A 13,619-nucleotide genomic window follows, 5' to 3' on the forward strand; every position below is an offset into this window, starting at 1 on the left:
ATTATAAAGCCTCAGAGAAATCTGGGGCTTTTTTTATTGCTTCACATTTCAATTTAAAACATACCAGTATTTTTAACTTCTACTATTTCAAAATGGTTGCAACTTATAATTTGCAACCACATTTACCATTCAAAAAAGCATAATTTTTCTTTTAAACTCTAATTTTAAAAATCAGGAAAAAATCTTATACAACATAAAAATCTCCCGATTATGAAAAATTTAACCGCTTTTTTTATCGTCACACTTTTAGCAGTAACTGCCTGCAAGAAAGAGCCATCAAAAGATAATCAAGAAACAGCAAATGCATTGTCATCTGACTCCATAACTGCTATTGCAAAAGAGGCCTGGATATATGGCTATCCAATATTTTATAATTATAAAGCCATTTACTCAAGTGGAATAAACAAAGAAGCTAAAGAATTTTCAGGATTTAACAAATTCAAAAGCGTCGCTACAAGCGCAACTCCCGCAGACACTTTAATCATAACCATCAATAACGATACTCCGTATTCAATGGCACCGATTAATGTTTCAGACGAGCCTGTTATTCTTGAAGTGCCAAAAATAGAAAACGACCGATATTATGTAATGCAGTTGGTAGATCTCTACACCTTCAATTTTGAATATGTAGGATCGCGAGCAACTGGCAATAATGCAGGTAAATACCTCATTGCAGGACCAGATTGGAAAGGAGAAACTCCTAAAGGCATTGATAAAGTTTTACATTCTGAAACCAATTTAATATATCTTGTAGGCCGTACTCAGTTACACGATCCAGCCGATGTATCAACTCTTAAAAAAATACAGGCGCAGTATCAATTAATTCCGCTGCATGAATATACAAAACAGCCTGCTCCTCCTGTAAAAAAATACAATCTACCTTTACCAGTCTGGAAAGAAAGCGATTACGATTCGCTTCAATTTATTAGTGCGCTAAATGCTTTATTACAATATGCAAACGAAGACAGCAGCGAAAAAGAACTGAGAAAGCGTTTTGCCCAAATTGGAATTGTGCCAGGACAACCTTTTGACAGTTCAAAATACTCGCCAGAAACGATAAAAGCAATTGAAAAAGGAATTGCCGAAGCCAAACAAGAATTGAATTCTAAAATAGATAATGTCAAAGATGCGGGAAGTCTTTTTGGCACACGTGCAGAACTTAAAAATAACTTTCTAAATCGTGCAATTGCTGCAGCTGCTGGAATTTACGGAAACACTAAAGAGGAAGCTGTTTATACCGGAAGCAACGTTGATAAAAACAATCAGCAGCTTTTAGGAAACAATAAATATGTATTGAAATTTACTAAAGATCAGTTGCCTGAAGCCAAATACTTTTGGAGCATCACGATGTACAATCTTCCAAAACGTTTTCTGATTTCAAACCCAATTAACAGATATTCTATTGGCAATAAAACCAAAGGTTTAAAATATGAGTCAAACGGAGATTTAGTTATTTATCTCCAAAGTACTTCGCCTGGAAAAGACAAAGAAAGCAACTGGCTTCCGACTCCGAAAGATGAAAAATTCATGTTTGTAATGAGAATTTACGGTCCGCAGCCAAACGTTATTAATAATATCTGGAAAATGCCTCTTCCAGAAATTGTAAAATGAAAATCATAATTTCAGAAATAAAATAATAACCATTTTTCTAATTTTAATTTCAAATAATATGAAAAATTACAAATTATTATCAGGCCTATTTTTAGTTGCTATTTCGTTACTGACTTCTTCCTGCAAACAGAATAACGGCAAATCAGAAACGGATTCTTCAGCATTAAAAGATTCAACTGTTGTGACTTCTGATTCAGTCGCACAAAAAAATAGTGTTCCAGTTACTGCTGCAAATTTTAACCGCGCAGAAACAGATCTGTACTTTACGACTTCGGTTAAAGATGCTGGTGGTATTGGTAATATACATCATTATAGAACTTTAATGCCAATTGACAAACAAGCTGTAATTCGTGCTAACCGAGATGTATTGTATTCTTCTGGAGTTTATGATCTCGATGCTGGACCCGTAACTGTGACATTACCAAATTCTGGCAAACGTTTTATGTCTATGCAGATTATTGACGAGGATCACTATGCTGAAACCTATTATGCACCAGGAACTTTTACTTTTAGCAAAGAAAAAATCGGAACGAGATATCTTATGCTAGCAATCAGAACTTTTATTGATCCTAACGATCCTAATGATTTGCCAAAAGTTACAGCATTGCAAGACGCAATTAAGATTAGCCAAAAAGATAAAGGAGCTTTTTCGGTTCCAAATTGGGATCTAGTGAGTCAAAAAAAAGTTAGAGATTCTTTAATTGAAGTTTCTAAAAAATTATCTGACACAAAAGGAATGTTTGGTTTAAAAGGTAAAGTCGATGAAACACGTCATTTATTAGGAAGTGCGACAGGATGGGGCGGAAATCCAGAAAAAGATGCACTTTATCTTTCTGTTTATCCTAAAAAAAATGACGGAAAAACGGTGTATAAACTTAAAATAAAAAATGTTCCCGTTGACGGATTTTGGTCTGTAAGTGTATACAATAAAGAAGGTTACTTTGAGAAAAACGATCTTAATATGTATACCTTAAATAACATTACAGCCAAAAAAGATGCTGACGGATCGATCACTATCCAGTTTGGAGGTTGTGACGGAAAAACCCCAAATTGTATTCCTGTTGCTGCAGGCTGGAATTACTGGGTTAGACTATATCGTCCGCACAAAGAGATACTTAATGGCTCATGGAAATTTCCTGAAGCGGTTGAAGTTAAATAAATACCAGCATCAATAAAATTAAGGCTTCAGAGAAATCTGGAGCTTTTTTATTTAAATTAATCTGTTAAAAATTTCATCACGTCGAAACTATATCGTAATATTGCAATATTAATATAATCTAATATGGGAGCAACTAAGACTGAACATTTTACAGACGCACAAAATCAAATTGCTACAATTGCTAAAGCCTTGGGGCATCCTGCAAGAATTGCCATAATCGAATATTTATTGAAAGTAAATGAATGTATTTGCGGTGATATTGTAAACGAACTGCCTCTTGCCCAGCCTACCGTTTCTCAGCATCTAAAAGAGTTGAAAAATGCTGGTATCATTAAAGGAAATATTTCTGGAAATGCAATTTGCTATTGTATTGACGAAAAAACAATTGATATTTTAAACTCCTATTTTTTAAACATCACACAAACCATTTCAAAATCAAAATGTTGCTAAAACATTTTTTTGACCAACTATATCGCAATATTGCAATTAACAAATAAATAAAAACAAGATGAAATTATCAGAAATAAAACAGATTTTGCCAACATTAGATAATGTGGAATTTCAATTAGAAAACGGAAATTTTGTACCAGAACATTTTCATGTGACAGAAGTTGGGGTAATTACCAAGAATTTTATTGATTGCGGCGGCGTAATCAGAAATGAAAAAGCAGTAAACTTTCAGCTTTGGGATGCTAACGATTTTGAACATCGTTTAAAACCTAATAAACTATTGAACATCATTCAATTGTCTGAAGATAAACTAAACATTGAAGACTTAGAAATTGAAGTGGAATACCAAAGCAATACAATTGGCAAATATGATTTAGAATTTAATGGAAAAACTTTTGTCCTAAAAAACAAAACCACAGCTTGTTTAGCCCAAGATGCGTGTGGTATTCCAGCTGAGAAACAAAAGATCAATCTTACTCAACTAACCAATGACAATGCTTCATGCTGTACTCCAAATTCAGGATGTTGCTAAAAAATGAAAGAACAAATCTTTAAATACAAGAAACCAATTATAATAACCTCATCTGTTATTTTACTGCAGCTCATTTTCGGTTTTGAACCCAAATTCTGCATCATAAATATCATTTGGTTATTTGTTTAATTATGAAAAAGAAAATATTAATACTTTGTACAGGAAATAGCTGCAGAAGCCAAATTGCCGAAGGCTACATGAAATTCTTTGCAGGAAATAAAGCTGAGGTTTACAGCGCGGGTGTAGAAACTCATGGCGTTAATCCAAAAGCGATTTCGATAATGAAAGAGGATGGAATAGACATTTCGAATCATACATCGAATAACATTGATGAATATACTGATATCGATTTTGATTTTGTCATTACGGTTTGTGATAATGCAAAAGAGCGATGCCCGTTTTTTCCAACCAACGCTGTTAAATATCATTACAACTTTCCTGATCCTGCAAAAGCAACAGGAACAGATTCTGAAATCATGGAACATTTTAGAGCCGTGAGAGAACAGATAAAAGAGTATTGCAGAAATTTTGCTACAGAACATGTAAATTAGCATTATTGAATATTCCATTAGGAATATCTCGTCGGTAAAAAAAAATAATATCGTTTTACATTGTGTCCTGTAGGGACACCTGATTTGCGAAAATTTTACCAACGAGACGTTCCTACGGAACGTGTAATCGTGATTTAAATTTCGTTTCTACCGACGAAACATTCCTACGGAATGAATAGCTCCAGGTTTCTTTGGAGCTTTTTTATTTAACCTCAGCATAAGATTCTTTAATCTGCATTTCATTAATTATATCCAACAATTCCATTTCATCGGTTGGAAATAATTGAAGCGCTTGTTCTAAAACCAATCCAACATCTATAGATAACTTTTTTCCATTATCTTGTTCTAATCCCAAAATACACAGTTTTAGCATATTTGTTATTACACAACCTAATTCGGAGTAATTTAAAACCTTGATTTCTGCGTTGTAACCTTTATCAGTCGATTTTAAAATATTTAAATATTGAGCTGATTGTTTTTTTAGATACTCTATTTCTACCGCTTCCATTCTTTGAATTTTATATTATTTTCAATAATTCAAATGTCATAATATATTTTCACTAATCGGTTATCTTATATGATAACAATGCTTAATATTCCGTTAGGAATATCTCGTCGGTAGAAAAAAAAATAATATCGTTTTACATTGTGTCCTGTAGGGACACCTGATTTGCGAAAATTTTACCAATCAAACGTTCCTACGGAACGTGTACTCGTGATTTAAATTTCGTTTCTACCGATGAGACGTTCCTACGGAACGTATATTTTTGATTCAAATCTCGTTTCTACCGATGAAACATTCCTACGGAATGAGTTGCTTCGAAAATCTTGTGTGTATTTTTAAACATGACTTCATTATATATAAAAACCAAAAATGCGCAAACCCAAAAGGACTTACGCATTTTTTCTGATGAAACATTATAAAAAACGCCGTTTATCTTCTTCTTCCGCCGCCTCCGCCTCCGAAGCCACCGCCTCCCATACTACGAGAACCGCCTCCCATTTGGCCAGCGCTTGGTCGTGACGAAGCACCTCCGCCTCTATTAAAATTGGATCCTGAAGAACTTCCTCTATTAAGATTTGAAGTCCCGGCACTTGGCGATGCACTTTGTCTCGTTCTTCCAGATGCACTAGTATTTCCTGCCCGATTGGTGTTTCCTGTCGATGGTCGTGTGCTTGCAGAATTACGCGAACCTCCACGATTGGTATTATATCGGTTATTAACAGAATTGTCTCGCACTGTATTAGATCTCATTTTATTATTGTTGTAATTATTGAAGTTGTTTCTGTTATTAATAATCACATTATTACCGCCATGATAATGACCGCCATGATAACCATGATGATGGTAATAATGGTTGTGACGATAAATACCAACCGCCATTACGGTAAAAGCGGCGAAGTAAGGCGGATAAAATCCGTAATAATATGGTGGATAGTACGGCACATAAGCTGGTGAATATACATATTGTACAATGGGTACCGTTTCTACTACAACCGCTGTTACGGCTGGCGCGCTTTGTACGGGTTCATCTCCTGTATAGGCAGGATTTGCTGTTTTTGCTGGTGAAGATTTAGCAACTGGCTCAATGACATAATCTTTTCCGTACAGCAGCTCATCGCCTACAATCTGCATTTTTACCTTTCCATTTTTGTCTTTATCAACCAAAATAACGGCAACATCTTGATTTTCTTTTTTGTTTACAGCAACTTGAAGAACGAAAGTAAACGAATTACCATTTTTCTTTGTGACTACTTTTATAAAGTCCACTTTTTTATCCAGATTCAAATCCAGATTATTGATTCCTGTTTTCTCCAGATTCAGATTTTTTTCAAATTCTTCAATGGTTTTTGATTTCTGAAACAAGCTCATCACAGCATAAAGATCAAGATTGTCTCCAGGAAGCCCAAGTTCTGGTCCATCATTATCGGCTTGACAAAAAATCAACTGGGCAGACATGATTAATGCAACTGTCAAATATTTTGTAAATATCTTTATCATAGTAAGAGTATAAAATATTAATAAGAAGAGTAGAAAATCATTCTTTTAAACTTTCTATTCTGTACCCAGAAATTTTCTAATGTACTTTGGTTTTATCCAATTCGCCAATAAAAGGAATGGCATTCTGAATTTCGGATCGTATGGTTACTTGTAGATACTGTTCGAGCTGTACAAATTTTGCAGCATTGATTCCGCCAATAGCTTTAACCAATTTAGAATGTGTTTTAGCAAGCAGTTTTTCAGAATCTTGATTGTACTTTAAATTGGATGAGGTTAATTCTGTGGCTTTAGCATCGCTCAAAGTGGCATAATTTTTCGCATAATCTTCTAGAATTTGAATCTTCTTCTGACTTAAAGCTTTGCGTTCTGTTTCGTATTTGTCGTAAATAGGCTGAAATGCAGCTGCCTGTACATCGGTCAAACCCAAATATTCTTTAACCACTTCTGCCTTAGATTTTCCGTAAAGGTCTTGTATTAATTTAATCTCATCAACAGAACCTTGCGCATTGGCATTTAATCCAAAAGCCAACAAGAGTATAAATAGTATCTTTTTCATAATTTTTATTTTATAATTTATTATGCCGAATGTTGTTTTAAAGGAAATCCTTAATTATTCTACTAATCCATCAGAAGCACTCATGTCTCTTACGCACACATATTTGCCATCTCTTTTTTCAAAATAACTCATATAATTTCCCGTATTAATTGGTGTTTTGGTAGAATCTGTCACTTTATAATAGCCTACTTCTAAAACCATATTACCATCGCGAGAGACAAAAACTTCTTTGGTTTCAAATGATATTATATTGGTATTATTGGCCAAATCTGATTTTAAAAATTCGTATCTCGCTTCTTTACCAATTAGTGGAGGTCTGTTTTGATAAAATGTAATAGCATCATCTGCATAGTAACCAATCTCTTTTAGCTGGCCAGCATTGTATGTTGCCGCATATTCATTTTCTTTTGCCTGAATTTCTTTCTTGACCTGTTTTAAGTCGATCACAACATTCTCTTCTTTTTTTGTATTGCAGGAAACCAATAAAAAACAGAACCCTGCGAAAACCGCTCTTGTTATTATTTTATTTTTCATATGCATGTAAATTTTCAAGTTGATATAAATTTTATTTTCCACTACAAGCCACTCAAAAAATAGGTTTGTAAATACAGTCTTTTTAATAATTCAATTCGACATTCAGCATCCCAATTACTCCTTTTGATCCCACTTGAGTAGGATAACTTAAATACCCTACTGGCGAATGACTTTCGTACATTACTTCTGGGTTTATGCGGAAAAATTTGGTTTTAAAAGGAAACCAGTTCAGTCCGCAGGTTACTTCCCACGGTTTACCGTAATCTCCATTTATATAAGAATAAGTGCTGTACAATTGCAGTTTTTTATCCACAAGCATTGCAGAACCTTGAAGCGAAAAACCAGAATCATAGAGTTTGGTTACCGGAATTTGTCCAGATGTTTCAAAATCTGACAGCCAGCGCATAAACAATTCTATATCAAAAGAAAAACCGTTGTATTTAACTCCAGTATTAAAAGATGCCATCTGATACTTTGCATTGATTACCTGCGTATTTGGAGCGAAAGCATTTAAAGAAAAAATACCTGTACCATCAGATAATCTTATTTGGGAGTTTTCGGGTGCGTCTGTATCAGGCTGAGACTGGCGATTTTCGGTGCTTCGCGTAAAAGCTCCTCCAAGAATAGTGGCCACTTTATCGTGTTTTTCATAATCTCCATAGGTTGGTATTTTCCCGAAATTATGGGTTGTCCACCAGATGGCTCCACTCCAAGTATCTAATTTATTGTCTAACTGACCAGCATCTACACCTAACTGGCTAAGGTTGTTGCCTAACATTACTTTATAGTAAACACTTTTTGCAATTTCTCCCTGCGCATAAATACCAGTTGTAAAAGAACCTCTGAAATATTCATCAGCAATTGGTCTGGCGTCAGATCGAAGCCATTCTGGCCATTGACCTAAAATAGAACGAACAGACGGCAGACCATTAATGCCAATTCCTAATTCAAAATATTTATTAAACTTATATTGTAAATTTCCTGCTACAACAACCTGTGCACCTTGTCCTAAAGTTGCGTTTGAGGTCCAGACGAAAACCGTATATCTTATTTTTGGATCGGCAACCCAGCCTCGAAAATAAAGGTTGGCCTTTTGAAACTGCATGTCTTGACGTCTATCAATAGCAATAACGTCTCCGTTATGATTGGTATAACTGTCATCTATACCCATCTGATTTAGATATCGGCCTAAAACATAAAAAGAAAGGGTCATTGAACCATATTTGCCGTCTGCGATCTTAAAACCAGTGCCTCCGCGATGTCCTTCATCGGATTCTTTTACAATAGTACTATCTGGCATGGTGGTATTCATAATTTGTCCCCACGAAAAATGGTATACAAATAATACTATTAGAATATATCTTGATTTCATATTAATGGCTTTTAATTATTTTTAAGAACACTTAACTTTACAAATAAAAATTACTGCTTAACATTGGCCGCTTCCCAGGCACGTACTTTTTTACGCGCGGCATCAAAAAGTTTTATATAATTCTGTTTTCTAATTTTTTCGCTTGTTTCAGGTTTGAGAGCTTTCCAAAGTGGCTGGTACTTCTCGTAAACCGCCATGTAAAATTTTTGATCTGAAGGCGCAACGACATCTGTTCCAAATAAAAATCGGTCGGGATATTGATCCATTAACTCGGCGCATTTTTTAATGATTTCTGGCGATGATACGATGTATTTGGCAACCTCATCCCAAGAAATATCAAAATAAACGTTTGAATACGCTGGATCGTCCAGTATGCTTTTCACAATATCCGTATGATTTGGCGGTCTGTCGGTTGAGGAATCAGATCCGTAACCTGCAGGATAAACAATTCTTCCGAGCCCGATGTGCGCCCAGATTATGGTGGTTTTAGAATGACGTTTGAGCAAATCTCTCATATCATTCAAATAAACCGGTTCTGTTTTTTGTTTGGCCATTGGCATATCCATATCGTTATGCAGAATAACTACTAGACCAACTTTTCCAGCAAAATCCATAATGCTGTCTAAAGCAGGATTTGTTAAGCTGGCTACTTCGCCCGATACTTTTGCAGATACAAATTCTTTATGTATCGAAAATTCTCCAATTCCTGTAAAGACCCCTGGAAAAGTTTTCAGCACTCGTTCTATATGTTTGTAAGCATACATATCTGACGGATTAAATCCTGTAATCATCGGATCAAATCGAGCCTGTTTCTCTTTGCTTAACGATTTATACTGCATGGCAATAAAGGCATCAGTAAAAGAATAATAGTATAAAGGAGCATCGGTCTGCAAATAATATGTCGGACTATAATTACCCGAATTTTGGTAAGACCATTGCTGCTGCAGCGGAATACCGAATAAAGTAGAACGCCCAACTTTATTTCCCATAATTTCCAAGAACTTATCAATAAAAATTCCTTCTTGTATATAATTGGTCAAATGAAAATGACTGTCATTAAATAAATAGTCCTCTTTTTTTTGTCCAAACAAAACAATAGACTGTATGCATAAAAGAAACAGCGTCAAAATCAGTTTTATTTTCGTCTGCATACTTATTCGGGTTTTGATTTAACTTAAGTTGTGATTTCAAATCTCAAAAGGCTTATTTTTTGGGAGTAACGATATACGGGTTTACACCCAGATCTTTTGCTATATCAAAAATGGCTTTTTGAGCTTTTACACTATTTCCTGCTGCATTAAGCGGAGGCGAAATAACTGCAATTCCGAATTTACCCGGACAGACGGCAATAAGGCCACCACCAACACCACTTTTTGCGGGCAGACCTACAGCGTAGAGCCATTGTCCAGAATCGTCATAAAGTCCGGCTGTAGACATAATTCCCATTGTAAATGCACAAGTTTCTGGCGAAACCACTTTCTCTTTCGTAATTGGGTTTACACCTCCGTTGGCCAAAGTTGCTGCCATAACTGCAAGTTCTTTTGCATTAACATTAATAGCGCATTGTTTGGTGTAGATATCGGTAGATTGAACGGGATCAAAATACATTCGACCATACGCCAATAATAAGTGCGCAATAGCTTGATTTCGCAAATTGTCTCCTGCTTCACTAATATAAACAGGCATATTCAATTTCAGTTTGGTTCCTGCAAAGGCATTATGTGTATCTAAGATATTTTTCCATTTGGCAAGAGAATCATTTCCTTTTATAAGACTCACCGCTGCAATTGCTCCCGGATTTACCAAAGGATTAATTTCTTTTCCTTTCTGAAGTTCAACGGCTACAATCGAATTAAAACGAAGACCAGTTGCATCAACTCCAATTTTGTCTGCCACAACTCTTGCCCCTTGTTCTTCTATAAGACGCGCGAGCGTAAATACTTTTGAAATAGATTGGATAGAAACACGCTGGTTTAGATCGCCTTTACTATACACTTTACCTTCAGCTGTAACAATAGCAATTCCAAAAATGTTCGGATCTACATTGGCCAGTTCTTTTATATAATCTGCATTTTTACCTTCTTTCAGATCTTTGAATTTATCATAAGCGCGATCAATAACGGCCTGATAGGATAATTCTTTCTGAGCAGTTGCTTTAAACGATGGGTTTATCAGCATCAAGAGTATTAGGATTACTAATTTTAGATTTGTTTTCATTTTGTTTTTTTTAATTGGTTTGTTTTTTTAATCCTTTCAGAATTAAAAACAATGCTTAATATTCTTCAAATATCTTTTGAAGTTCAGCAAGACTTCTCTGTTTCAGCAATGCTATTGACAATAAGATTCTAGATTTCTGCGGATTCAAAGCGTATGAAGCAATTAATCCAAGTTCATCATCATTGCATTCCACATTACGACTTACAAGTCCAGTCGCAACGCGCGTGCTTCGAACTACAATAATTCCTTTTTTGCTGGCTCTTGCGCAAGCATCTAGAGAAGCTTTGTTCATATTTCCATTTCCTACACCCGCTATAACAATTCCTTTAGCCCCTCGTTCTATCGAAGCATCAATTAAATCTGGTTTCATATCTGCATCGGCATAAATAATATCGACGCGTGGAAAAGTGCTAACGCCTTTCACATCAAACTCTGAAGATTTCCCAAATTTTTGACTAGGATAATTAAAGAAATCATTGGTTCCGTAAGAAGTAATACCGATAAGTCCGCGAAGCGGTGACATGAAAGTCTGAACGGCTGTTGTGCTCACCTTTGTTAAAGATTGTGCTGAATGAATCCAATCGTTCATTACCAAAAGCACTCCGCGTCCTTTTGCTTTAGGATCGCCAGCCACCGCGATAGCATTGTAAAGATTCAAAGGTCCGTCTGCACTAATGGCTGTTGATGGGCGCATCGACCCTACAAGTACTATTGGTTTATCTGTTTTTGTAGTTAGATTTAAAAAATAGGCCGTTTCTTCCATTGTATCGGTTCCGTGTGTAATTACAAAACCGTTTACATCATTGCTATTGGCCAATTCGTTAATTCTATTGGCTACTTTCATCATAATTTCAAACGACATGTCTTGAGATCCGACATTTGCAATTTGTTCACCTTTTATATCTGCCACTTTTAAAGCATCTGGAATTGCATTTACCATTGCATCAATGGTAACTTGACCCGAAGTATATCCTGACTGTACTCCAGTTTTAGCAGAACCCGCAATTGTTCCTCCTGTTGCCAAGATTAGAACTTTAGGTTTAGTCTGCCCGAACATGCTAATACTAAGTGACAACATTATCACTAAAAATATTTTACTGCAAAAGTTTATATTTAATTTCATGGGTATTTTAGTTTAAGTTTGATAGTTATTTTTGACCTGTTAAGGTTGCTGGATCAAGAAGTTTCTTAATCTGATCTTCTGTCAGCAATTTCTTTTCGCGTATCAGCTCCAAGATTCCCTTATTGGTTGCCAGTGCTTCTTTGGCCAGTTCGGTTGTTTTTTCATAACCCAACACAGGATTCAGAGCCGTTACAACACCTACACTTCTATCCATATAATGCGCTAAAACATCTTTATTTACAGTAATACCATCGATACAGTTTTTTCTAAACAGAGGCATTGCTTTAAAAAACAATCCTTGCGATTCCATCATGGCAATAGCCTGAACAGGCTCAAAAGCATTTAACTGCAATAAACCAGATTGCGCAGCAACTGTTACGGTCAGGTCATTTCCCATTACTTTAAAACACAATTGGTTCATCAACTCTGGCATAACCGGATTTACTTTTCCTGGCATAATTGAAGATCCTGGCTGAAGTGCAGGTAAATTGATTTCGAAAAAACCAGTACGAGGACCAGAAGCCAAAATGATCAAATCGCTGCTTATTTTTGCCAAAGCAACTGCCATGCTCTTAAGTGTAGAAGAATACATTACAAAACCTTGTTGGCTAGTTGTTGCGGCAATAAGATCTTTGCTCATTACGATTGGTTTTCCTGTAATTTTTGCCAGATGCGCAGCAACTTTCTCAGCATAACCTGGAGAAGCAGTAATTCCTGTCCCAATAGCAGTAGCCCCCATATTTTGTTCGCACAGATAAACTTCCGATTTTTTTAAAGCGCTAATTTCTGCATCAAGCTGATTTCCGAAAGCATGAAATTCCTGACCTACCGTCATTGGTACAGCATCTTGCCCTTCGGTTCTTCCCATTTTTAGGATGTCTTTAAATTCATCTCCTTTTTTATGGAAAGCTTTCGCCAAAAGATCGGCCTCTTTAAGCAGTTTATCATTATGAAGCAGTAAGGCTACTTTTATAGCTGTTGGGTACACATCGTTTGTAGATTGCCCCATATTAAGATCATCATGAGGTTCAATGTATTGATATTCTCCTTTTTTATGACCGCTTAGTTCAAGCGCGATATTGGCCAAAACTTCGTTCACATTCATATTGGCAGAAGTACCGGCTCCACCTTGATACAAATCAACTAAAAACTGATCATGATATTTGCCGTCGATTACCGCTTGACAAGCTTTTTCGATAGCAGCCAACCTGTCTTTTTTAAGTCGGCCCACATCAGCATTAGCACGTGCCGCAGCCAATTTAACCATTGCAAAAGCTTTTACATAGTCAGGATAAGATTGCGTAGTCAAGCTACTTATCTGAAAATTTTCTAAAGCGCGGGCAGTTTGCACACCGTAATAAGCATTTGCTGGGATTTGTTTTTCTCCTAGAAGATCTTTTTCAGTTCGAGTCTGAGCATTCAAAGTACTTACAGACAATCCGAACAGTATCAGGTATTGTACAGTTTTATACATAATTTCTTTTTTTAATGGTTTAAAAGCAGGAGGCTTTT

14 protein-coding genes are annotated in these 13,619 nt (G+C 35.8%); 5 read left to right on the forward strand and 9 right to left on the reverse strand.

Annotated features, from left to right (window positions below; genetic code table 11):
* Positions 1-210 precede the first annotated feature (210 nt).
* From AC3Y25_RS13355 to AC3Y25_RS13375, 5 genes are all read left to right on the forward strand, one after another.
* The gene (locus AC3Y25_RS13355) at positions 211-1,611 is read left to right on the forward strand and encodes a DUF1254 domain-containing protein (RefSeq protein WP_489903079.1); all 1,401 of its coding nucleotides are present in this window, start codon (positions 211-213) and stop codon (positions 1,609-1,611) included.
* 58 nt (positions 1,612-1,669) lie between these two features.
* A complete protein-coding gene (locus AC3Y25_RS13360; RefSeq protein ID WP_489903080.1) occupies positions 1,670-2,770 on the forward strand; it encodes a DUF1254 domain-containing protein in 1,101 nt (366 codons plus the stop codon).
* A gap of 123 nt (positions 2,771-2,893) precedes the next feature.
* The gene (locus tag AC3Y25_RS13365) at positions 2,894-3,220 is read left to right on the forward strand and encodes an ArsR/SmtB family transcription factor (RefSeq protein WP_111362835.1); all 327 of its coding nucleotides are present in this window, start codon (positions 2,894-2,896) and stop codon (positions 3,218-3,220) included.
* A 58-nt stretch (positions 3,221-3,278) separates the two neighbouring features.
* Complete coding sequence (locus AC3Y25_RS13370) at positions 3,279-3,752, forward strand: DUF6428 family protein (protein WP_489903081.1); 474 nt, start codon at positions 3,279-3,281, stop codon at positions 3,750-3,752.
* Positions 3,753-3,883: 131 nt separating this feature from the next.
* Positions 3,884-4,303, forward strand: coding sequence for an arsenate reductase ArsC (locus tag AC3Y25_RS13375; protein ID WP_489903082.1), 420 nt, complete (start codon positions 3,884-3,886; stop codon positions 4,301-4,303).
* A gap of 202 nt (positions 4,304-4,505) precedes the next feature.
* Here the strand turns inward: AC3Y25_RS13375 and AC3Y25_RS13380 are convergent, their stop codons facing one another.
* The 9 genes from AC3Y25_RS13380 to AC3Y25_RS13420 all read right to left on the reverse strand — a co-directional run bounded on the left by AC3Y25_RS13380 (position 4,506) and on the right by AC3Y25_RS13420 (position 13,581).
* Positions 4,506-4,811 (reverse strand): hypothetical protein, encoded by a 306-nt coding sequence (locus AC3Y25_RS13380; protein WP_427872374.1) that lies wholly within the window; start codon positions 4,809-4,811, stop codon positions 4,506-4,508.
* Between the two features lie 426 nt (positions 4,812-5,237).
* Positions 5,238-6,305, reverse strand: a complete 1,068-nt coding sequence (locus AC3Y25_RS13385) for a hypothetical protein (RefSeq protein ID WP_489903083.1) — start codon at positions 6,303-6,305, stop codon at positions 5,238-5,240.
* A gap of 76 nt (positions 6,306-6,381) precedes the next feature.
* Complete coding sequence (locus tag AC3Y25_RS13390) at positions 6,382-6,861, reverse strand: hypothetical protein (protein ID WP_489903084.1); 480 nt, start codon at positions 6,859-6,861, stop codon at positions 6,382-6,384.
* A 54-nt stretch (positions 6,862-6,915) separates the two neighbouring features.
* Positions 6,916-7,395: a YybH family protein gene (locus AC3Y25_RS13395; RefSeq protein ID WP_379799000.1), complete on the reverse strand. Its 480-nt coding sequence runs from the start codon at positions 7,393-7,395 to the stop codon at positions 6,916-6,918.
* Positions 7,396-7,477: 82 nt separating this feature from the next.
* A complete protein-coding gene (locus AC3Y25_RS13400; protein ID WP_489903085.1) occupies positions 7,478-8,767 on the reverse strand; it encodes a hypothetical protein in 1,290 nt (429 codons plus the stop codon).
* Between the two features lie 50 nt (positions 8,768-8,817).
* Positions 8,818-9,918: an amidohydrolase family protein gene (locus AC3Y25_RS13405; RefSeq protein WP_489903086.1), complete on the reverse strand. Its 1,101-nt coding sequence runs from the start codon at positions 9,916-9,918 to the stop codon at positions 8,818-8,820.
* A gap of 52 nt (positions 9,919-9,970) precedes the next feature.
* Positions 9,971-10,984 carry a glutaminase A gene (gene glsA / locus AC3Y25_RS13410; protein WP_489903087.1) on the reverse strand — a complete coding sequence of 338 codons (1,014 nt, stop codon included), beginning with the start codon at positions 10,982-10,984 and terminating at the stop codon, positions 9,971-9,973.
* A gap of 55 nt (positions 10,985-11,039) precedes the next feature.
* Entirely contained in the window at positions 11,040-12,107 is a 1,068-nt protein-coding gene (locus AC3Y25_RS13415; RefSeq protein ID WP_489903088.1) for a type II asparaginase, read from the reverse strand.
* 25 nt (positions 12,108-12,132) lie between these two features.
* Positions 12,133-13,581: an aspartate ammonia-lyase gene (locus AC3Y25_RS13420; RefSeq protein ID WP_489903089.1), complete on the reverse strand. Its 1,449-nt coding sequence runs from the start codon at positions 13,579-13,581 to the stop codon at positions 12,133-12,135.
* Positions 13,582-13,619: the final 38 nt, after the last annotated feature.

The organism is Flavobacterium sp. LK-23, from assembly GCF_058135255.1.

Bases quoted from the DNA above. Each gene is read 5' to 3' on its own strand.
- AC3Y25_RS13355 (WP_489903079.1), top strand. From the start codon at position 211: ATGAAAAATTTAACCGCTTTTTTTATCGTCACACTTTTAGCAGTAACT.
- AC3Y25_RS13360 (WP_489903080.1), top strand. From the start codon at position 1,670: ATGAAAAATTACAAATTATTATCAGGCCTATTTTTAGTTGCTATTTCG.
- AC3Y25_RS13365 (WP_111362835.1), top strand. From the start codon at position 2,894: ATGGGAGCAACTAAGACTGAACATTTTACAGACGCACAAAATCAAATT.
- AC3Y25_RS13370 (WP_489903081.1), top strand. From the start codon at position 3,279: ATGAAATTATCAGAAATAAAACAGATTTTGCCAACATTAGATAATGTG.
- AC3Y25_RS13375 (WP_489903082.1), top strand. From the start codon at position 3,884: ATGAAAAAGAAAATATTAATACTTTGTACAGGAAATAGCTGCAGAAGC.
- AC3Y25_RS13380 (WP_427872374.1), bottom strand. From the start codon at position 4,811: ATGGAAGCGGTAGAAATAGAGTATCTAAAAAAACAATCAGCTCAATAT.
- AC3Y25_RS13385 (WP_489903083.1), bottom strand. From the start codon at position 6,305: ATGATAAAGATATTTACAAAATATTTGACAGTTGCATTAATCATGTCT.
- AC3Y25_RS13390 (WP_489903084.1), bottom strand. From the start codon at position 6,861: ATGAAAAAGATACTATTTATACTCTTGTTGGCTTTTGGATTAAATGCC.
- AC3Y25_RS13395 (WP_379799000.1), bottom strand. From the start codon at position 7,395: ATGAAAAATAAAATAATAACAAGAGCGGTTTTCGCAGGGTTCTGTTTT.
- AC3Y25_RS13400 (WP_489903085.1), bottom strand. From the start codon at position 8,767: ATGAAATCAAGATATATTCTAATAGTATTATTTGTATACCATTTTTCG.
- AC3Y25_RS13405 (WP_489903086.1), bottom strand. From the start codon at position 9,918: ATGCAGACGAAAATAAAACTGATTTTGACGCTGTTTCTTTTATGCATA.
- glsA (WP_489903087.1), bottom strand. From the start codon at position 10,984: ATGAAAACAAATCTAAAATTAGTAATCCTAATACTCTTGATGCTGATA.
- AC3Y25_RS13415 (WP_489903088.1), bottom strand. From the start codon at position 12,107: ATGAAATTAAATATAAACTTTTGCAGTAAAATATTTTTAGTGATAATG.
- AC3Y25_RS13420 (WP_489903089.1), bottom strand. From the start codon at position 13,581: ATGTATAAAACTGTACAATACCTGATACTGTTCGGATTGTCTGTAAGT.